General features: G+C 71.2%; 17 protein-coding genes. 6 read left to right on the top strand and 11 right to left on the bottom strand.

Annotated features, from left to right (window positions below; genetic code table 11):
* Positions 1–6: 6 nt before the first annotated feature.
* The 11 genes from O1W71_RS01050 to pyrR all read right to left on the bottom strand — a co-directional run bounded on the left by O1W71_RS01050 (position 7) and on the right by pyrR (position 13,113).
* The gene (locus O1W71_RS01050; protein WP_269266181.1) at positions 7–1,950 is read right to left on the bottom strand and encodes a primosomal protein N'; all 1,944 of its coding nucleotides are present in this window, start codon (positions 1,948–1,950) and stop codon (positions 7–9) included.
* A 17-nt stretch (positions 1,951–1,967) separates the two neighbouring features.
* A complete protein-coding gene (metK, locus tag O1W71_RS01045) occupies positions 1,968–3,161 on the bottom strand; it encodes a methionine adenosyltransferase (RefSeq protein WP_112614866.1) in 1,194 nt (397 codons plus the stop codon).
* Positions 3,162–3,271: 110 nt separating this feature from the next.
* Positions 3,272–3,526, bottom strand: coding sequence for a DNA-directed RNA polymerase subunit omega (gene rpoZ, locus O1W71_RS01040; RefSeq protein WP_023950606.1), 255 nt, complete (start codon positions 3,524–3,526; stop codon positions 3,272–3,274).
* Between the two features lie 79 nt (positions 3,527–3,605).
* Positions 3,606–4,502 carry a guanylate kinase gene (gene gmk / locus O1W71_RS01035; protein WP_269266180.1) on the bottom strand — a complete coding sequence of 299 codons (897 nt, stop codon included), beginning with the start codon at positions 4,500–4,502 and terminating at the stop codon, positions 3,606–3,608.
* Positions 4,495–5,364 (bottom strand): orotidine-5'-phosphate decarboxylase, encoded by an 870-nt coding sequence (pyrF, locus tag O1W71_RS01030; protein WP_112614870.1) that lies wholly within the window; start codon positions 5,362–5,364, stop codon positions 4,495–4,497. Before pyrF ends, gmk begins: the two co-directional genes overlap by 8 nt.
* Positions 5,361–8,648, bottom strand: a complete 3,288-nt coding sequence (carB, locus tag O1W71_RS01025; RefSeq protein WP_269266179.1) for a carbamoyl-phosphate synthase large subunit — start codon at positions 8,646–8,648, stop codon at positions 5,361–5,363. Before carB ends, pyrF begins: the two co-directional genes overlap by 4 nt.
* The gene (carA, locus tag O1W71_RS01020) at positions 8,648–9,796 is read right to left on the bottom strand and encodes a glutamine-hydrolyzing carbamoyl-phosphate synthase small subunit (protein ID WP_442923546.1); all 1,149 of its coding nucleotides are present in this window, start codon (positions 9,794–9,796) and stop codon (positions 8,648–8,650) included. The genes carB and carA overlap by 1 nt, the downstream gene beginning before the upstream one ends.
* Positions 9,793–10,317, bottom strand: a complete 525-nt coding sequence (locus O1W71_RS01015; protein WP_269266178.1) for a PH-like domain-containing protein — start codon at positions 10,315–10,317, stop codon at positions 9,793–9,795. The genes carA and O1W71_RS01015 overlap by 4 nt, the downstream gene beginning before the upstream one ends.
* Positions 10,314–11,624, bottom strand: coding sequence for a dihydroorotase (locus O1W71_RS01010; protein WP_269266177.1), 1,311 nt, complete (start codon positions 11,622–11,624; stop codon positions 10,314–10,316). The genes O1W71_RS01015 and O1W71_RS01010 overlap by 4 nt, the downstream gene beginning before the upstream one ends.
* Entirely contained in the window at positions 11,621–12,586 is a 966-nt protein-coding gene (locus tag O1W71_RS01005) for an aspartate carbamoyltransferase catalytic subunit (RefSeq protein WP_112614878.1), read from the bottom strand. Before O1W71_RS01005 ends, O1W71_RS01010 begins: the two co-directional genes overlap by 4 nt.
* The gene (gene pyrR, locus O1W71_RS01000; RefSeq protein ID WP_269266176.1) at positions 12,583–13,113 is read right to left on the bottom strand and encodes a bifunctional pyr operon transcriptional regulator/uracil phosphoribosyltransferase PyrR; all 531 of its coding nucleotides are present in this window, start codon (positions 13,111–13,113) and stop codon (positions 12,583–12,585) included. Before pyrR ends, O1W71_RS01005 begins: the two co-directional genes overlap by 4 nt.
* Before the next feature lie 143 nt (positions 13,114–13,256).
* On the opposite strand from pyrR, the gene mvk reads away from it, so the two are divergent.
* The 6 genes from mvk to O1W71_RS00970 are packed head-to-tail and all read left to right on the top strand — an operon-like array spanning position 13,257 to position 19,634.
* On the top strand, positions 13,257–14,261 hold the full coding sequence (gene mvk, locus O1W71_RS00995; RefSeq protein WP_269266175.1) for a mevalonate kinase: 1,005 nt from the start codon (positions 13,257–13,259) through the stop codon (positions 14,259–14,261).
* Complete coding sequence (mvaD, locus tag O1W71_RS00990; RefSeq protein WP_269266174.1) at positions 14,258–15,226, top strand: diphosphomevalonate decarboxylase; 969 nt, start codon at positions 14,258–14,260, stop codon at positions 15,224–15,226. Before mvk ends, mvaD begins: the two co-directional genes overlap by 4 nt.
* The gene (locus O1W71_RS00985) at positions 15,223–16,371 is read left to right on the top strand and encodes a phosphomevalonate kinase (RefSeq protein ID WP_269266173.1); all 1,149 of its coding nucleotides are present in this window, start codon (positions 15,223–15,225) and stop codon (positions 16,369–16,371) included. The genes mvaD and O1W71_RS00985 overlap by 4 nt, the downstream gene beginning before the upstream one ends.
* Entirely contained in the window at positions 16,361–17,440 is a 1,080-nt protein-coding gene (fni, locus tag O1W71_RS00980) for a type 2 isopentenyl-diphosphate Delta-isomerase (RefSeq protein ID WP_269266172.1), read from the top strand. Before O1W71_RS00985 ends, fni begins: the two co-directional genes overlap by 11 nt.
* Positions 17,437–18,483 carry a hydroxymethylglutaryl-CoA reductase gene (locus O1W71_RS00975; RefSeq protein WP_269266171.1) on the top strand — a complete coding sequence of 349 codons (1,047 nt, stop codon included), beginning with the start codon at positions 17,437–17,439 and terminating at the stop codon, positions 18,481–18,483. The genes fni and O1W71_RS00975 overlap by 4 nt, the downstream gene beginning before the upstream one ends.
* The gene (locus tag O1W71_RS00970; RefSeq protein ID WP_112614892.1) at positions 18,480–19,634 is read left to right on the top strand and encodes a hydroxymethylglutaryl-CoA synthase; all 1,155 of its coding nucleotides are present in this window, start codon (positions 18,480–18,482) and stop codon (positions 19,632–19,634) included. The genes O1W71_RS00975 and O1W71_RS00970 overlap by 4 nt, the downstream gene beginning before the upstream one ends.
* Positions 19,635–19,690: the final 56 nt, after the last annotated feature.

Here is a 19,690-nt window from a genome sequence, read left to right as displayed (position 1 = left end):
CGCTCCTCACAGATCGAGATCGGGCACGTCGAGACGTACTCTGAGTGTATTGCGCGGTCCTGGCGGCGCCCCGCGCCGACGACGCCCGCGCAGCGCCGCAGCGACGACCGACGCCCGAAGCGACTCGGCCACCGCGCGCCCCAGCGCGTACTCGAACCGCACGAGCGCACGGACGGCGTCTTCGCGCGGCACGGGGCCGAGAATCGACGTCTCGGTCAGAGCGGGCACATCGGCCCGCAGCTGCTCGATCGCCTCCGATACGGCTGACGCGGTCCCTTCCACGGCCGCGACGCGGACCGTCGGCGGCATGTGGAGCGAGGCCCTCTCGGCGAGCTCCGCCCGGGCGTACGCCGGTTGCGTCCATGTCGCGAGCGCGCGGGCGGCGGGACCCGCGACACCGACGAGGTGCACCGGCGCACCGGGCGCCGCGAGAGCCGCAGCATCCGACCACCACCGCAGACACGCCTCGGCGATCCGCAGCTGCTCGGTCATCAGCATCCGATCGCCGTCGAGCAGGATGACGGCGTGGTACCCGCCGGCGGCGAAGGGCTCCGCGCCGCGCGTCGCGATCACGAGGGCGGGTCTCGCATCGACGTGGGTGACCTGGTGCTCGCCGTCGGAGACGATGACACGGGTGTTCGGGAAGGCGCGTCCGAGCTCGTCGGCCGTGCGCTCGCTCCCCGACGACGCCATGCGCAGGCGCTGGGAGGAGCACGACGCGCATCCCCACGCCGGCGCGCCCCGCCCGCACCACGCGCACTCGGGAACGGCACCCGGCCGACGGGCGCGCAGCGGACCGGCGCAATGCGCGCAGCGCGCCGGCGTGCGGCAGTCGGCGCACACCAGCACCGGGGCGTACCCGGGTCGTGCCACCTGCACCAGAACGGGTCCGTGCGTCAGCGCCTCGCGCGCCGCGGCGAACGCCGCCGACGGGACCCGCGTGCCCCGCGACTCGCCCTCGCGCGTCGCCGACAGCACGACCCGGGGGCTCTCACGACGGCGGGCCGCGATCTCGCGCACCCAGCCGAGTGCTACGAGACGCTCGACGTCGGTCGTCCGTGTCAGACCGACGAAGACCAGCGCGCAGGCCTGGAGCTCCTGCCGGACGAGGGCGGCGTCTCGCGCGTGCACACCCGGGCTCAGCGGCTCGGCGAGCAGCGGATCGCCGTCGTCCCAGAGGAGGACGGCGCCGACGTCATGGGCCGGGGCGTACACGCTCGACCGATTCCCCACCACGATGCACGGCACCGGGGCCAGCAGCCGAAGGTACCCCGCGTAGCGCTCGGGGCCCGAGCGGCGCGCATCGTCCCTGACGACCGCTTCCTCGTCGACCCGACGCGCCAGGACGGAGAGGACATGCGCCTCGTCTCGGTGGTCGGGCACGACGACGACCGCGCTCTTGCCCCGCGCGAGCGTGAGCACGGCCAGCGCGGCGAGCAGTTCGGACCAGGCAGGGACGTCCTCGGCGGGGCGGGGCGGGGCGTCGACCGCGAGGCGCTCGCCGTTCTCGACCGCACCCTCCAGATCGGGGTACGCCGCCGTCGTCTCGCGGGCCCAGGCGAGGGACTCCGCGCTCACGACCGGTACGTCAAGCGGACCGGAGGCCGACCAGGCCTTCTCGGCCCGCACCATCCGTTTCGGGATCACCAGCCGCAGGACATCGCTCGCCGACCCCGCGGCCCGATCGGCCACCCGGCGCGCGTGGGCGTAGAGCCGCTCCGGCAGCACCTCGACGGGCGAAACGACATCCTCGAGCTCGGACAGGGGACGGTCGCCGTCGGTCTCGTCGCCGAGCTCGACGAGGTAGCCCTCGACGGTGCGCCCGACCGTGCGGAGCGGCACCTTGACCCGCACACCGGGCAACGCGGCCTCGCGGAGGACGTCGGGTACGACGTAGTCGAAGAGGCGATCGAGCTGCGGCAGGGGCGAATCGATCAATACTCGGGCCACCCGCCGAGGCGCGTCGCTCACAGGCCCGCGGCGGCGCGCAACTCCTCGACACGGTCGGTGCGCTCCCAGGTGAACTCGGGCAGCTCGCGGCCGAAGTGACCGTACGCGGCGGTCTTCGCATAAATGGGCCGCAGGAGGTCGAGGCGGTCGATTATCGCCTGCGGCCGGAGATCGAACACGTCGCGGATGGCCGCCGAGATGACCTCGTCGGCGACGTGGCCCGTACCGAACGACTCGACGTAGAGCCCCACGGGTGCGGCGCGCCCGATCGCATAGGCGACCTGCACCTCGAGACGGTCGGCCAGGCCTGCGGCGACGGCGTTCTTCGCGACCCACCGCATCGCATAGGCCGCGGAGCGGTCGACCTTCGACGGGTCCTTGCCGCTGAAGGCTCCGCCGCCATGCCGTGCGGCGCCCCCGTAGGTGTCGATGATGATCTTGCGGCCGGTCAGTCCGGCATCCCCCTTCGGGCCGCCGACGACGAACGGCCCCGCGGGGTTGATGACGTACTCGACGTCGGAGATGTCGAGACCGGTTTCGGCAAGCACCGGCTCGATGACCTCGGCCTGCACGGCCGCCCGCAGCGCCGGCAGCGAGATGTCGGGCTGGTGCTGCGTCGAGAGCACCACGGTCTCGACCGTGCGGGGCACGGCGCCCTCGTAGCCGAGGGTCACCTGTGTCTTGCCGTCGGGCCGCAGGAACGGCAGGGCCCCGGTGCGGCGGGCCGATGTCAGACGCTCGGCGATGCGGTGGGCAGTCCAGATGGCCATCGGCATGAGCTGCGGCGTCTCGTTGGTCGCGTAGCCGAACATGATGCCCTGGTCGCCGGCGCCGAGCGCATCGGTCGGATCGATCGAACCCTGCTCGCGGTGCTCCAGGGCGTTGTCGACGCCGGCGGCGATATCGGACGACTGCTCGCCGATCGACACCGTCACACCGCACGAGTCGCCGTCGAAGCCCGTCTCGCTCGAGGTGTACCCGATTCCGTTGACGACGCCGCGGACGATGCCGGGGATGTCGGCGTAACCGTCGGTGCGCACTTCGCCCGCGACGTGCACCAGACCCGTCGTCACGAGGGTCTCGACAGCGACACGGGAGCCGGGGTCGACCGTGAGCAGCGCGTCGAGGATGCTGTCGGAGATCTGGTCGCAGATCTTGTCGGGGTGCCCCTCGGTGACGGACTCGGACGTGAACAGGCGCAGCTGGCTCATCGGGGCTCCCTGTGGGACGGAACGGGGCGGGATCGGGACGGAGACGATTCTGCCCGCGGCGGCCGACATCCGGCTGCCGCGGGCAGAAATGTGACGGGTCTACCGCCGGATCAGTCGAGCGAACGCAGGCGGAGCTTGTCCTCGTGGATCTCGTGCATCGCGATCGTCAGCGGCTTGTCCTCGACCGACGAGTCGACGAGCGGGCCGACGTTGTCGAACAGGTTGCCCTCGTGGAGGTCGGAGTAGTAGTCGTTGATCTGGCGCGCACGCTTGGACGCGTAGATGACCAGCTGATACTTCGAGTCGACCTTGTCGAGCAGGGCGTCGATGGGCGGGTCGATGATGCCTTCGTTGCTTCCGGCCATGGCGGATCCTTCCGGGATCGATGTCGGTGGAGAGTCTGCTGCCGCGCCGCAGGCGCAGGCATCCCCCCAGTCTACGCGATCAGTCGGCCAGCGCGGCGACCTCGTCGGCCGCGCGCGCGACGGTGTCATTGACGACGCGGTAGTCGAACTCGCCCTGCGAGGCGAGCTCGACACGCGCCGTACGGAGGCGACGGTCGCGTTCCTCGGCGTCCTCGGTTCCCCGCCCGACCAGCCGGTCGACCAGTTCGTCCCAGCTCGGCGGCAGGAGGAAGACGAGGGTCGCATCCGGCGCGGCCGCGCGCACCTGACGGGCTCCCTGCAGGTCGATCTCCAGCAGCACCGTGCGCCCCGCCGCGAGTGCCGCCTCGATGGGCGCCTTCGGCGTGCCGTACCGGTGGCGGTTGTGCACGGTGGCCCACTCGAGAAGCTCGCCCTCGGCGATGAGACGGTCGAACTCGGCGTCGTCGACGAAGTAGTAGTGCTCGCCGTCGACCTCTCCCGGCCGCGGGGCCCGGGTGGTCGCCGACACCGACAGCATGATCTCGGGATGGTTGTCGCGGATGTGCGCGGCGACCGTTCCCTTGCCGACGGCAGTGGGCCCGGCCAGCACAAGCAGCCGCGATCGGCCGGCACGCGGCTGGGGCTCGGGCAGGCGGGCATCCAGGAACTGCTGAAGCGCGAGCCGCTGACGCGACCCCAGCCCGCCGAGGCGCTTGACGGGCGAGATGTCGAGATCCGCGAGGATCCGGTCGCGCTTGTTCTCACCGATCGCCGGGATCGCCGTGAGGAAGTCGGTCACCCGCATGGCGCCGGCCGCCGACTCGGGATCGGCGAGAGCGCGCCGCAGGAGCTCCTGAGGTGAGATGACGCGCATCGCGACATCCTTCTTCAGCGCCGCCCGCTCGCGTCGCGCTTCGACGGCACGGCGTGACGCCGCGGCGCGGTCGACCTCGGGTGGGTGGGGACGATCAGCCACGGGCTTCCTCCTCTGCCTCGGCGAGCTCCCGCCGATGCGCGTCGATGGCGTCGATGATTCCGTCGGGACCGGCGGCGAGCACGCTGCGGCTGGCGCTCGCGACCACCTGGCCCGCGAGCGGTCCGAACACCGAACGCACCGCGCCGAGCGCCACGCCCTGCGCGCCGAAGCCGGGAGCGAGGATCGGTGCGCCGCGAAGCGATTCGTGCGTGAGGCCGAGCTCGTCGCGGTCGACGGTCGCACCCACGACGAGCCCGACGTGACCGAGACCTCCCGCGTCCGCCGCCGCACGGTTCGCCCATCCGACGCCGGCGGCGACCCAGTCCGCGACCGTCTGGCCGCGCTGCGCCTCGACGACGGTGACCTCCGCCGACTGCAGTCCGAACGCCTCGGGGTTGCTGGTGGCGGCGAGGACGAAGACGCCCTTGCCGGCGCGCGCCGCGGCGGTGATCGTGCCGCGGAGCGACCCCGGGCCGAGGTACGGGCTCACCGTGACGGCGTCCGCCTCCAGCGGGGCGCCCGGCTCGAGCCACGCCGCGGCATAGCCGTCCATCGTGCTGCCGATGTCGCCGCGCTTGGCGTCCGCGATGACGATGAGGCCCGCGTCGCGTGCGGCGCGCTGCACCTCTTCGAGCGCGGCGAAGCCCGCTGACCCGTAGCGTTCGAAGAAGGCGACCTGCGGCTTGACGATGCCCACCCGCTCGCGCGCGGCCTCGACCACGCGCAGACCGAACTCGCGCACGCCCGCGGCCGAGGCCGGAAGGCCCCAGTCCGCGAGCAGTGCGGCGTGCGGGTCGATGCCGACGCAGAGCGACCCATACGTGTCGAGCGCGCCGGACAGGCGCTCCCCGAATGCGGTCACCTGCGCCCCGCCCGCTCGAGGGCGTAGTCCTGCAGGCTCTTGACCTCGAACCCTTCCCGGAGCACGGGCAGCGCGCTCACGGCGGCACCGAGGACGGCCATCGTGGTGAACAGGGCACGGTCGCCCGCCACGGCCGCGGCCCGGATCTCGTAGCCGTCTGCGCGAGCGACGCCGCCCGAGGGCGTGTTCACGACCATGTCGATCTCGCCGGCGTTGATGAGATCGACGACGTTTCGCTCCCCCGAGCCCTGGGTCTCGGAGTACTTGCCGACGACCTCCACGCGGATGCCGTTGCGGGCGAGGATCTCGGCGGTCCCCTCGGTCGCGATCAGGCGGAAGCCGAGCTCCTGCAGCCGGTGGGCGGGCAGGATGACGGCGCGCTTGTCGTCGTCGGCGACCGACAGGAACACCGTGCCCGAGGTCGGCATGCCCCCGTAGGCGGCCGCCTGGCTCTTCGCGAAGGCAGTCGGGAAGTCGCGGTCGATGCCCATGACCTCACCGGTCGAGCGCATCTCCGGGCCGAGGACCGAGTCGACCGTCCGGCCGTCAGCGGTGCGGAAGCGCTTGAAGGGGAGCACGGCCTCCTTGACGGCGACCGGCGCATCGAGCGGGACCCGCGAGCCGTCCTCGGCGGGCAGCAGCCCCTCGGCCTTCAGCTCGGCGATCGACGACCCGGCCATGATCCGCGACGCGGCCTTGGCCAGCGGGATGCCGAGCGCCTTCGACACGAAGGGCACGGTGCGGCTCGCGCGGGGGTTCGCCTCGATGACGTAGAGCACACCCGCCGACACGGCGAACTGCACGTTCAGCAGACCCCGCACGCCGACACCGCGGGCGATGGCGAGAGTCGCCTCGCGCACCCGGTCGATCTCGGTGCGGCCGAGCGACATCGGCGGCAGCGTGCAGCTCGAGTCACCGGAGTGGATGCCGGCTTCCTCGAGGTGCTCCATCACGCCGCCGATGTACAGCTCTTCGCCGTCGAACAGCGCGTCGACGTCGAGCTCGACGGCGTCATCGAGGAAGCGATCGACGAGCAGCGGGAGGCCCGGGCCGATGATCGCCTGGTCGGCGACGCGCACGAAGTAGTCGCGCAGGCTCTCGGTGTCGTAGACGATCTCCATGCCACGGCCACCGAGGACGAAGCTCGGGCGGACCAGGACGGGGTAGCCGATCGACTCGGCGACCTCGACGGCCCCCTCGACGTCGATGGCGGTGCCGTTGCGCGGGGCGACGAGACCGGCGTCGTCGAGCAGACGCGAGAAGAGCTCGCGCTCCTCCGCCAGATCGATCGCCGCGGGCTGGGTGCCCAGGATGCTGTACCCGGCCGCCTCGATGCCCTTTGCGAGCCCGAGCGGCGTCTGACCGCCGAGCTGGCAGATGACGCCGAGGATCGTGCCGGACTGCGACTCGGCGTGCAGCACCTCGAGGACGTCCTCGAGCGTCAGCGGCTCGAAGTAGAGCCGGTCGCTCGTGTCGTAGTCGGTCGACACCGTTTCGGGGTTGCAGTTGACCATGATCGTCTCGTAGCCGGCGTCCGCCAGCGCGAAGCTGGCGTGGACGCACGAGTAGTCGAACTCGACGCCCTGCCCGATGCGGTTGGGGCCCGAGCCGATGATGACGACCTTCGTGCGCTCGGAGGGCGTGACCTCGGTCTCGGTGTCGTACGACGAGTAGTGGTACGGCGTGAGCGCGGGGAACTCACCGGCGCAGGTGTCGACCGTCTTGAAGACTGGCCGCAGGCCGAGGCCGTGGCGGACGCCGCGCACCTCTTCTTCGGTGATGCCGCGCAGCTGCGCGATCTGCGCGTCGCTGAACCCGTGGTCCTTCGCCGTCCGAATGACGTACTCGTCGAGCTCGCCCGCGTCGGCCACGAACGCCGCGACCTCGTTGATCAGCTCGATCTGGTCGAGGAACCACGGGTCGATCGCGGTGGCCTCGAAAGCCTGCTCGACCGTCGCGCCCTTGCGCATCGCCTGCTGCAGGACCACGATCCGGCCGTCGGTCGGGGTCTTCGCGATCTCGAGCAGCTCGTCCACCGAGCGCTCCTCGTCGCCCCAGTGGAAGCTCGATCCGCGCTTCTCGAGCGAGCGCAGCGCCTTCTGGAGAGCCGTGGCGTAGTTGCGCCCGATCGCCATCGCCTCGCCCACCGACTTCATGGTCGTCGTGAGGGTGGTGTCGGCGGCCGGGAACTTCTCGAAGTTGAAGCGCGGCACCTTGACCACGACGTAGTCGAGCGTCGGCTCGAAGCTCGCCGGGGTGACCTTCGTGATGTCGTTCGGGATCTCGTCGAGGCGGTAGCCGATCGCGAGCTTCGCGGCGATCTTCGCGATCGGGAACCCGGTCGCCTTCGACGCCAGCGCGGACGAACGCGACACGCGCGGGTTCATCTCGATGACGATGATGCGCCCCGTCTGCGGATCGACCGCGAACTGGATGTTGCAGCCACCGGTGTCGACGCCGACGGCGCGGATGATGTCGATGCCGATGTCGCGCATCTTCTGGTACTCGCGGTCGGTGAGCGTCAGTGCCGGCGCGACCGTGATGGAGTCGCCGGTGTGGACGCCGACCGGGTCGACGTTCTCGATCGAGCAGACGACCACGGTGTTGTCGGCCGAGTCGCGCATGAGCTCGAGCTCGTACTCCTTCCACCCGAGGATCGACTCCTCCAGCAGGACCTCGGTCGTGGGCGAGTCGCGCAGGCCCGCTCCGGCGATACGGCGCAGGTCCTCCTCGTTGTACGCGAAGCCCGAACCGAGCCCGCCCATCGTGAAGGAGGGGCGCACGACGAGCGGGTAGCCGAGCTCGGCGGCGCCCGCGAGCACCTCGTCCATCGTGTGGCAGATGCGGCTGTCGGCGACATCCGCTCCCGAGTCGATGACGAGCTGCTTGAAGATCTGCCGATCCTCGCCCTTGTTGATCGCCTCGAAGTTCGCGCCGATCAGCTCGATGTCGTACTTCTCGAGGATGCCGTGCTTGTGCAGGTCGATCGCCGCGTTGAGAGCGGTCTGACCGCCCAGGGTCGGCAGGATCGCGTCGGGGCGCTCCTTGGCGATGATCGTCTCGATGACCTGCCACGTGATGGGCTCGATGTACGTGGCGTCGGCGAAGTCGGGATCGGTCATGATCGTCGCCGGGTTGGAGTTGACGAGGATGACGCGGACGCCCTCCTCGCGGAGCACGCGGCACGCCTGGGTGCCGGAGTAGTCGAATTCACAGGCCTGGCCGATGACGATCGGCCCCGACCCGATGACGAGGACGCTCTGGATATCGTCGCGCTTGGGCATCAGTTCTTGTTCTCCTGGGTCGCGACCACGAGGTCGCGGAAGCGGTCGAAGAGGTAGTTGGCGTCGTGCGGGCCGGCGGCGGCCTCGGGGTGGTACTGCACCGAGAATGCCGGCAGGTCGAGGGCCCGCAGGCCCTCCACGACGTTGTCGTTGAGGCCGACGTGGCTCACCTCGACGCGGCCGAAGCCGGCCGGGCTGTCGACGACGCCCTCGATCGGCGCGTCGACGGCGAAGCCGTGGTTGTGCGCGGTGATCTCCACGCGCCCGGTCTGCTTGTCGAGCACGGGCTGGTTGATGCCGCGGTGGCCGAAGGGCAGCTTGTAGGTGCCGAAGCCGAGGGCGCGGCCGAGGAGCTGGTTGCCGAAGCAGATCCCGAAGAACGGCAGCTTCTCGGCGAGGACGCCCCGCAGAAGCTCGACGTGGTGGTCGCTCGCGGCCGGGTCGCCCGGGCCGTTGGAGTAGAACACCGCGATCGGGTCGATCGCACGGAGCTGCTCGATCGTGACGTCCTGCGGGAGGACGTGGACGTCGAATCCGCGGGCGGCGAGGTTGTTCACCGTGGCCTGCTTCACGCCGAGGTCGAGCACCGCGAGGTTTCCGAGCCGCTCCCCCGTCGCCGGGGTCACCTCGGCGGCGGGCACCGACACCTCGGCGGACAGGTTGCGACCGGTCATCTCCGGCGCCTCGCGGACGATGCGCAGCTGCTCCTCGGGATCGATCTCGGCGGCGTCGCCGCTGAAGACGCCGCCGCGCATCGAGCCCGCCGAGCGCAGGACGCGCGTGACGGCGCGCGTGTCGATGCCGCTGATGCCGACGATGCCGTCGCGCTCGAGCGACTCGTCGAGCGAGTTCTCGGAGCGCCAGTTCGACACGACGCGCGAGGGGTCGCGCACGATGTAGCCGGCGACCCAGATGCGGCGGGACTCGACGTCCTCGCCGTTCATGCCGGTGTTGCCGATGTGGGGTGCGGTCTGGAGCACGATCTGGCCCGCGTAGGACGGATCGGTGAGGGTCTCCTGGTAGCCGGTCATGCCGGTCGCGAAGACGACTTCTCCGAGGGTGGTGCCGCGCGCGCCGTAGGCGCGGCCGATGTGGCGGGATCCGTCCTCGAGCACGAGCACGGCGGGGTCACGGGTGAACAGTGTCACGCGTCGCCTCCTGGGGTCTGGGTGGGGGTGACGATGGTCTGGATGGCATCGGCCAGCGCACGGGCCGATGCGGTCTGGGGCCGGAAGTAGCTGTCGACGATCGTCTCGTCATCGATCAGCCAGCTCAGGCGTGTCAGGCCCTGCTTCTCGACGACACGGTCGATGGCGACGGTGGCCTGATCGACGGAGACGATGCGCTCGGCGGGGATGTACAGGCGCGGCTGACCGGTCAGGTCGATGGCCACGCCGTCGCCCGCGCCTCCCGCGGCGACGATGACGTCGACGCGGGAGCGGAATCCGAGCCCGCGGATGGCGAGGCGCTCGAGCGGCTCGTCGTGGCGGGTCGTCGCGACGTAGAGTCCCGAGATCGCCGCCGTCTGCACGGCGCCCGCGGGCAACTCGCCCACCGGTGCCGTGAGGCCGCTGTCGCGCCTCGTTCGTCGTCGCCAGGCCCAGACCCCGAGTGCGAGCAGCACCAGGGCGACCGCGACCATGACGAGCAGAGCTCCTTCGCGGGTCACGCGCGGGCTCCCGGGCGTTCGAGCAGGTCGCCGTCGGCGACCGTCGGCGTGCCGCGGAAGAACGTCCAGCGCACCTCGCCCGGCAGTTCGCGATCGAGGTAGGGCGAGTTCACGCTGCGACCCCGCAGGTCGGCATCCGTGAAGGTGCGGACCGGGCGCGGGTCGTACAGCGTGAACGAGGCGGGGCGGCCGGCCTCGAGCGGCGTGCCGGCATCGGCCAGGCGGCCGATCCGAGCGGGAGCCGTCGAGAGCACGCGGGCGACGTCGTCCCAATCGAGCAGTCCGGTGTCGACGACCGCTTGCTGCACGACCCGCAGCGCGGACTCGAGACCGACCATGCCGTTCGCCGCCGCGGCCCATTCGCACGTCTTCGCCTCGGCGGGGTGCGGGGCGTGGTCGGTCGCGACGATGTCGATCGTGCCGTCGGCGAGGCCCTCGCGGACTGCCCGCACGTCCTCGTCACGGCGAAGCGGCGGGTTGACCTTGAAACGCGCGTCGTAGCCGCGGACGAGCTCCTCCGACAGCAGCAGGTGGTGCGGGGTCACCTCGGCGGTCACGTTCACGCCGCGCTTCTTCGCCCACCGGATGATGTCGACCGAGCCCGCCGTCGAGAGGTGGCAGACGTGCAGTCGAGAGCCGACGTGCTCGGCGAGCAGGACGTCGCGCGCGATGATCGACTCCTCGGCGACCGCCGGCCAGCCGGTCAGTCCCAGCTCTGCCGACACGGTGCCCTCGTTCATCTGGGCGCCCTCGGTCAGCCGCGGATCCTGAGCATGCTGGGCGACGACGCCGTCGAACGACTTCACGTATTCGAGGGCGCGGCGCATGATGAGCGGATCGAAGACGCAGAAGCCGTCGTCGCTGAACACGCGGACGCGCGCCCGCGAGGCGGCCATCGCGCCCAGCTCGGCCAGGCGCTCGCCCTTCTGCCTGATCGTGACGGCGCCGATCGGCTGGACGTGCACGTACCCGGCGGCCTCGCCCAGGGCGAGCTCCTGCTCGACGACACCCGCGGTGTCGGCGACGGGCGAGGTGTTGGGCATCGCGAAAACGGTGGTGAACCCGCCCGCCGCTGCGGCACGCGACCCGGTGAGGATCGTCTCGGACGCCTCGAACCCCGGCTCGCGCAAGTGGGTGTGCAGGTCGACGAGCCCCGGCAGGGCGATGAGCCCGTCGGCGTCGACGACGGTGGCACCTCTGGCGCTCAGGCCGGTGCCGACCTCGGCGATCGTCCCGTCGATGACCAGCATGTCCGCCGCGTCGCCGCCGGCCAGGCGCGCTCCGCGGATGAGGAAGCTCTCGCTCATCGTCCGTCCTCCTCAGCTTCGGTGCGCTCGCCCGCGAGCAGCAGGTAGAGCACGGCCATCCGCACCGAGACACCGTTCGCCACCTGCTCGAGCACGGTCGAGCGCGGCGAATCGGCGGCGGCGGCGGAGATCTCCATCCCCCGGTTCATCGGGCCGGGGTGCAGGACAATGCTATCGGCCGGGAGCGCGCCGAGCCGCGCGGCATCCAGGCCCCACGTCCGCGAATACTCCCGTTCAGTCGGGAAATAGGCGGCGTTCATGCGCTCGAGCTGGATGCGGAGCATCATGAGCGCATCCGGACCCGCGGCGATGGCCTCATCGAGGTCGTAGATCACGCGGACCGGCCAGGCCGACACATCCTGCGGCACGAGGGTCGGCGGTGCGACGAGGGTCACCTCGGCACCCAGGGTCGTCAGCAGCCAGACGTTCGACCGCGCGACGCGCGAGTGCAGGATGTCGCCGACGATCGTCACCCGGAGACCGGCGAGGTCGCGGCCCCGGCTGGCCTCGCCGAAGAATCGCTTGCGGATGGTGAATGCGTCGAGCAGGGCCTGCGTCGGATGCGCGTGCGTGCCGTCACCGGCGTTGACCACACCGGCGCTGATCCATCCGCTGCCGGCCAGGGTCTGCGGTGCGCCGGAGGCGCCATGGCGGATCACGACGGCGTCGGCCCCCATCGCCTGCAGCGTCTGTGCCGTGTCCTGGAGCGACTCGCCCTTGGAGACCGACGAGCCCTTAGCCGAGAAGTTGATGACGTCGGCCGAGAGGCGCTTGGCGGCGGCCTCGAACGAGATCCGGGTGCGCGTGGAGTCCTCGAAGAAGAGGTTCACGACGGTCTTGCCTCGGAGCGTGGGGAGCTTGCGGACCTCGCGCTGCTGCGTAGCCGCCATGTCCTCCGCGACGTCGAGGATGCGCAGGGCGTCGCGCCGATCCAGGTCCTTGGTGTCGAGCAGGTGCCTCATGCTCCGATCGTCACCTCCTCGATGCCGTCGACTTCGCGCAGGCGCACATTGACCCGCTCGTCGCGGGCGCTGGGCAGGTTCTTGCCGACGAAGTCGGGTCGGATGGGCAGTTCGCGGTGGCCGCGGTCGACGAGAGTCGCGAGTCTGACGGCCGCGGGGCGACCGATGTCCTGCAGCGCGTCGAGGGCCGCGCGGATCGATCGTCCGGAGAACAACACGTCGTCGACGAGGACGACGACCTTGCCGTCGATGCCGCCCTCCGGAATCTCGGTCGGCTGCGGTGCCCTCGTCGGGTTTCGGTGCAGATCGTCGCGGTACATCGTCACATCGAGTGCTCCGACCGGGACGACCGTCCCGGAGATCTCCGCGAGGAGAGAGCCGATGCGTGCAGCGAGGGGAACGCCCCGCCGCGGGATGCCGAGGATGACGAGGTCGGCGGGTCCCCTGTTCGACTCGAGGATCTCGTGGGAGATCCTCGTCAGGGCCCGCGCGATGTCGGCTTCATGCAGCACGGTGCGCGTGCTCATCCGCCGCTCCCTTCTCCGCCTCACAGGACGGGGTTAAAGGTTGCTGGGTGCGGCGCCCATGATAGCGCTCGGAGGCCTCCGGAGCACATCCATGGCCACTCAGGCCTCGCCCGGGGGCGGACTGTTACGCTCGACGAAATTCCATGACTGCACCGACCGACGTCCCCATCGCACCGGACGCCCGTCTGCACGTGGCAACGCACGGCTCGGCCGCGGAGCCCGGAGCGACGGGCCGCGCCGGTGCGAAGGCTATCCTCCTCGGCGAGCACGCCGTCGTGTACGGCCGCCCGGCGATCGCGATCCCGGTCAACGCTCTCGGAGTCGAGGCGCACGCGCAGCCCGCCGAAGGCCGCGGTCACCTCGCCAGCACGCTCTTCCACGGCCCCATCGCCCGAGCGCCCGAGCGGCTGCACGTCACGCTGACGGCCGTGCGCGCCGCACTCGCCGCGGCGGGCAGGCCGGGCGCCGCGCTCGACATCTCGATCGACAGCAGCATCCCGGCCGAGCGCGGGCTCGGCTCGAGCGCCGCCGTGTCCGCGGCGGTCATCGAGGCAGTGCTGGGAGCGTGCGGCTTCGCGGCCGACGACGAGACGATGCACGAGCTCATCCAGACGGCCGAGCGCGCCGCCCACGGCGCACCGAGCGGACTGGACGCGCGCACCGTGCGCGCTCGGGCGGCCGTGTGGTTCGATCAGGGCCGCATCGAGCCCGTCTCCGTCGGGCGCGATCTCGTGTTCGTCATCGCGGACACCGGAGTCCGGGGGCGCACCCGTGAAGCCGTCGCCGCCGTCGCCCAGCGGCGGGAGAGCGATCCGCGCGCGGTCGAAGCCGCCTTGGACGAGCTGGGCGCGCTGGCGACCGACCTCCGCAGCGACGTCTCGACGGGTGACCGCGAGGCGATCGGAAGCGCGATGAGCCGCGCCCACGTCCTCTTGACGGGCCTGGGCGTCGGCGATCCGGCGCTGGACCACCTCGTGCAGGCCGCGACCGCCGGCGGCGCCCTCGGCGCCAAGCTGACCGGCGGCGGCCGGGGCGGCTGCGTCCTCGGCCTCGCTCGAGACGCCGCATCCGCCGCCGAGCTCGGCGACCGACTCACCCGCGCCGGCGCCGCCGCGGTCTGGACCACCACAGTCGAAGGAGCGGCATGAGCACCGCGACAGCCATCGCGCACCCGAACATCGCGCTCGTGAAGTACTGGGGCAAGCGCGACAGCGCACTGAACCTCCCCGCAACGGGCAGCCTGTCGATGACGCTGGACATCTTCCCCACCACGACGACCGTCAGCCTCGACGAGGGAGCGTCCGGCGACGTCCTCGTCTTCAACGGCGAGCAGCGCGTCGACGGACCCTCCGAGCGGGTCACGCGATTCCTCGACATCGTGCGCGAGATGGCGGGCAGCACGCTCTCCGCTCGCGTCGAGACGGTCAACACCGTGCCGTCGGCCGCCGGTCTCGCGTCGTCCGCTTCGGGCTTCGCCGCGCTGGCCGTCGCCGCTTCCGCGGCTTACGGGCTGGACCTCGATACCCGCTCCCTGAGCCGACTCGCCCGCCGCGGCTCGGGATCAGCGTCGCGCTCGGTCATCCCCGGATTCGCCATCTGGCACGCCGGCGACAGCGATGAGGACTCGTTCGCCGAGCCCGTGGCGGCACCGGATCTCGCGATGGTCGTGGCGATGGTGGAGAAGCGCGAGAAGCCGGTGTCCAGCCGTGAGGCGATGCGCCGCACGGTGCTCACCTCGCCCTTCTACCCCGCATGGGTCTCATCGACGGCCGAGAGCCTCGAAGCGGCCGCGGAAGCATGCCGCGACGGCGATGTCGAGCGCCTCGGCCGCATCACGGAGGTCAACGCCCTGCGGATGCACGCCCTGATCCAGTCATGCGACCCGCCCATCCGCTATCTGAGCCCCGTGAGCGTCGAGATCTTCGACCGCATCTCGGCCCTGCGCGAGTCCGGCGTCGAAGCCTGGGCGACCGCCGATGCCGGACCGAACGTCGTGATCCTGACGCGGCCCGCGTCCGTCGATGCGGTCACTGCCGAGCTCGACGGTCTCGCCGAGCTCGCTGTCGCCCACCCCGGACCCGCCGCAGCTCTCGTCTCGCGAGCGGGCGAATGACCACCGTCGACTCGACCCGCGCGATCGTCGCGCGTGCGCCCGGCAAGCTGTTCGTGGCCGGTGAGTATGCGGTGGTCTCACCGGGTGAGCCATCCGTGCTCATCGCCGTCGACCGCTACCTGACGGTGTCGCTGTCCGAGAGCGTCGACGCCGGCAGCATCCACTCGCCGGAGTACAGCCGGATGCCGGTGCGCTGGACCCGGGGGCAGGACGGGCTGACGCTCGATCGCGAGCACCACCCCTACGACTACGTCATCGCCGCGATCGAGGTCTCCGAGCGTCTGCGCGCCGAGCGGGGCTTGCGTCCCCGCTTCTTCGACCTCTTCATCGAGAGCGGGCTCGACGACCCCAGCGGACGCAAGTTCGGCCTCGGTTCGTCGGCTGCCGTCACCGTCGCGACGATCGCCGCGATCGACCGGTTCTACGGATTCGACCTGGGCACACGCGGCCGCTACGAGCTCGCCATGCTCGCCACGATCGCCGTCGCCCCCCATGCTTCCGGCGGTGACGTCGCCGCGAGCACCTACGGCGGTTGGATCGGTTACCGCTCCCCCGACCGCGACCGCCTGCGCGCGGCGCGCGCGGAGCACGGCGTCGCCCGTGTCCTGGGTTCGGACGCGTGGCGAGGAACGGAGATCACACGTCTCGCGCCTCCCGCGGGACTCGACCTGCTCGTCGGCTGGACGGGGCACCCCGCGTCGACGGAGCGCCTGGTCAGCGGTGTCTCGCGCGGCACCGACGTCGCGGACGGCGCGCATACGGGCTTCCTGGATGCCTCTCGCGCCTGCGTGGAGGATCTGTGGCGCGCGCTCGCGGCTTCGCCGCCCGGAACGACACCGCCCCGCGCTGCCTCCGACGACGCGCTCGCGCTCGACGCGATCCGGCGCAACCGTCGCCTGCTGCAGGCGCTCGGAGCACGGACGGGTGTGACGATCGAGACCGACCGCCTGAGGATCCTCTGCGACGCGGCCGAGGCGATCGGCGCGGCAGCCAAGCCGTCCGGGGCGGGCGGTGGCGACTGCGGCATCGTGCTCGCGCCCGCGGGCGCTGACGTCGCCGGCATGCTCCGGGTCTGGGAGACCAACGACATCCGACACCTCACGATCGGCGTGCACCCGCCGGAAGGAGAGCATCATGCCGGCTGAACTGGCTTCCGAGCGCAAGGACGACCACGTCCGCCTCGCCGCCGCACAGCAGAAGGAGGCGCCGCAGCCGAACGGCTGGGACGACGTCCGCTTCGTCCACCATGCCCTCGCCGGTGTCGACGCCGAGCGCGTCGATCTCGGCGTCGAGGTCGCCGGTGCCCGCTGGGCGCTGCCGTTCTACGTCAACGCCATGACCGGCGGCAGCGCTTCGACCGGTGCGATCAACCGCGACCTCGCCATCGCCGCGCGTGAGACCGGCGTCGCGATCGCATCGGGCTCGTTGAGCATCGCGCTGGACAACCCCGACCTCATGGGGACGTTCCGCGTGATCCGCGACGAGAACCCGGATGGCTTCGTCATGGCCAATGTCGGGATCGAACGGTCTCCCGAAGACGCCCGGCGCGCCGTCGACGCCCTCGAGGCGAACGCTCTCCAGGTGCACGTGAACGCCATGCAGGAGACCGTGATGCCCGAGGGCAGCCGCTCGTTCTCGAGCTGGCCGGCCTCGCTCGAGGCCATCGTCGCCGCCGTCGAGGTGCCCGTCGTGGTGAAGGAGGTGGGATTCGGTCTGAGCGCCGCCACGCTGTCCCGTCTGGGGAACCTGGGCGTGCGCTTCGCCGACGTGTCCGGCGTCGGCGGCACCGACTTCATGCGCATCGAGAACGACCGGCGCTCGGGCCGCGACTACGCGTACCTGGCCGGGTGGGGACAGTCCGCGGTGGAGTGCTTGCTTGAGGCCCCGGCCGACGCGCCGGTGCTGTTGGCGTCCGGCGGCGTCCGCACGCCCCTCGACGTCGCACGCGGCCTCGCGCTCGGCGCGCGTGCGGTCGGCGCCTCCGGATCGTTCCTCTCGGTCGTGCTCGACGGCGGCGCGGAGGCGCTGATCTCTCGCATCCGGGAATGGTCTGACCACCTCACGGCGTTGCACTCCCTGGTGGGGGCGACCCGTCCGGACGATCTCCGCCGTACCGACCTCATCATCCACGGACGCGCGGCGGAGTTCGCGCGAGCCCGCGGTGTCGATATCGACAGCCTGGCGCGTCGCGCCGGCGGGAAGGACGCGCGATGAGCGCCGAGTTCACCCCGATCCCCCTGCGGTGGGTGGGACCGCTTCGGCTCACCGGAGACGTCGAGACCGAGCAGGAAGTCCCGCTCGCGACCTACGAGTCGCCGCTGTGGCCCTCGGTCGGCCGCGGCGCGCGCATCTCGCGGCTCGTCGAGGACGGCATCCGCGTGACGGTCGTCGACGAACGGATGACGCGCTCGTCACTGTTCGTCGCCCAGTCGGCGGCGGCCGCCGTGGCTGCCTCGCGCGCCATCGTGGCCCGCTTCGACGAGCTTGCCGCCGCCGTCTCGGAGCGCAGCCGCCACGCCAAGCTCATCGACCTCGATACCGAGGTCGTCGGAAACCTCCTCTACCTCCGCTTCGCGCTCACCACCGGCGACGCCTCGGGCCACAACATGGTGACCTTCGCCGCGGAGACGCTCATGGAACGCGTGCTCTCGTGGCACCCCGAGCTCTCGTACGGCTCGATCTCGGGCAACTACTGCACCGACAAGAAGGCCACGGCGGTCAACGGCATCCTCGGACGCGGGCGCAACGTCATCGCCGAGATCGTGATCCCCGCAGACCTCGTCGAGAAGCAGCTGCGGTCGACCGCGCAGCGGATCGTCGATCTGAACGTCCAGAAGAACCTGGTCGGCTCGACGATCGCCGGAGCGCTGCGCTCCGCCAACGCGCACTACGCCAACATGCTGCTGGCTTTCTACCTGGCTACGGGTCAGGACGCCGCGAACATCGTCGAGGGCTCGCAGGGCTTCACCTGGGCCGAGGTCCGCGGCGACGGCGACCTGTACTTCTCGTGCACGCTGCCCCACCTCATCGTCGGCACCGTCGGCAACGGCAAGGACCTGCCGGCCGTCGACGACGCCCTCGCGCGCCTGGGTTGCCGTGAGGAGCGTCCCTCCGGCGAGAACGCCCGACGCCTCGCCGGGCTGATCGCCGCCACCGTCCTCTGCGGCGAGCTCTCGCTGCTCGCCGCCCAGACCAATCCCGGGGAGCTCATGCAGTCGCACCTGCTCCTCGAGCGCCGGAAGGATTCCACGAAGTGACCACCATCGGCATCCACGACCTCGCTGTCGCCACGGCCTCGCACGTCGTCGAACTCGACGACCTCGCCGCACGCGCGGACATCGACCCCGCGAAGTTCCGCATCGGGCTCGGCCAGGAGCAGATGAGCATCCCCGGCCTCGACGAGGACATCGTCACGATGGGCGCCGCGGCCGCGCAGCGCATCATCGACCGGCACGGTGTCGACGGCATCAGGACCCTGTTCTTCGCCACCGAGACCGGCATCGACCAGTCGCGCGCTGCCGGGGTGCACGTCCACGAGCTGCTCGGCCTCCCCCGCTCGGTCCGCGTCGTCGAGCTGAAGCAGGCCTGCTACTCCGCGACGGCCGCCCTTCAGGCTGCGGCCGGTCTCATCGCGCGCAACCCCGACGAGCGCGTCCTGGTCATCGCCAGTGATGTCGCCCGGTACGAGCTCGACACCGCGGCTGAGCCGACGCAGGGTGCAGGGGCGGTCGCCTTCCTCGTGTCGGCTGAGCCGGCGCTCGCCGTCCTCGAGACCGCCGCCGGCGTCTACACTGCGGAGGTCGACGACTTCTGGCGTCCCAACGACAGCGTCACCGCCGTCGTCGACGGCAAGCTCTCCGTCAGCGCTTACCTCGACGGTGTCGCAGGCGCGTGGGACGACTACCGGTCGCGCGGCGGCGTCGACATCGATCAGATCGACTGGTTCTGCCACCACCAGCCGTTCACCAAGATGGCCGTGAAGGCGCATCGCGCGCTCGGTCAGCATGTCGGCGTCGAACTCGACCCCGAGCTCGTGACCGCGACCACCGGCTACAACCGCCGGATCGGAAACTCCTACACGGCGTCGCTCTACATCGCTCTCGCAGCGCTCCTGGACGGCGAGAACGACCTCACTGGTTCGCGCATCGGGCTCTTCAGCTACGGCTCGGGGTCGGTCAGCGAGTTCTTCACCCTCGTCGTCCAGCCCGGCTACCGTGAGGCGACCCGCGGCGCGGAGACCGAGGCCATCCTCGCCGCACGGACCGCCGTCGATGTCCCCACCTACCGTGAGCTCCACGACGCGACGCACCGCGACAGCACCGTCGACGTCGAGATCGCGGCCGCCTCCCCCGGCCCGTTCCACTTCGCCGGCCTCGCAGGGCGCGCCCGCCGCTACACCCGCGACTGACGCCCCGCGCTTCGCGAGAGCGCACGAACGCACGGTCCCAGCCCCTGGGCACCGTG

Source organism: Microbacterium sp. H37-C3 (assembly GCF_027157935.1).
Classification (GTDB): domain Bacteria; phylum Actinomycetota; class Actinomycetes; order Actinomycetales; family Microbacteriaceae; genus Microbacterium; species Microbacterium plantarum.
This window is presented reverse-complemented; position numbering and strand designations above follow the sequence as displayed.

Coding starts and splice junctions, on each gene's coding strand:
- mvaD (WP_269266174.1), top strand. CDS start 14,258: ATGAGCACCGCGACAGCCATCGCGCACCCGAACATCGCGCTCGTGAAG.
- O1W71_RS00985 (WP_269266173.1), top strand. CDS start 15,223: ATGACCACCGTCGACTCGACCCGCGCGATCGTCGCGCGTGCGCCCGGC.
- carB (WP_269266179.1), bottom strand. CDS start 8,648: ATGCCCAAGCGCGACGATATCCAGAGCGTCCTCGTCATCGGGTCGGGG.
- O1W71_RS01010 (WP_269266177.1), bottom strand. CDS start 11,624: ATGAGCGAGAGCTTCCTCATCCGCGGAGCGCGCCTGGCCGGCGGCGAC.
- mvk (WP_269266175.1), top strand. CDS start 13,257: ATGACTGCACCGACCGACGTCCCCATCGCACCGGACGCCCGTCTGCAC.
- O1W71_RS00975 (WP_269266171.1), top strand. CDS start 17,437: ATGAGCGCCGAGTTCACCCCGATCCCCCTGCGGTGGGTGGGACCGCTT.
- metK (WP_112614866.1), bottom strand. CDS start 3,161: ATGAGCCAGCTGCGCCTGTTCACGTCCGAGTCCGTCACCGAGGGGCAC.
- O1W71_RS01005 (WP_112614878.1), bottom strand. CDS start 12,586: ATGAGGCACCTGCTCGACACCAAGGACCTGGATCGGCGCGACGCCCTG.
- rpoZ (WP_023950606.1), bottom strand. CDS start 3,526: ATGGCCGGAAGCAACGAAGGCATCATCGACCCGCCCATCGACGCCCTG.
- fni (WP_269266172.1), top strand. CDS start 16,361: ATGCCGGCTGAACTGGCTTCCGAGCGCAAGGACGACCACGTCCGCCTC.
- pyrR (WP_269266176.1), bottom strand. CDS start 13,113: ATGAGCACGCGCACCGTGCTGCATGAAGCCGACATCGCGCGGGCCCTG.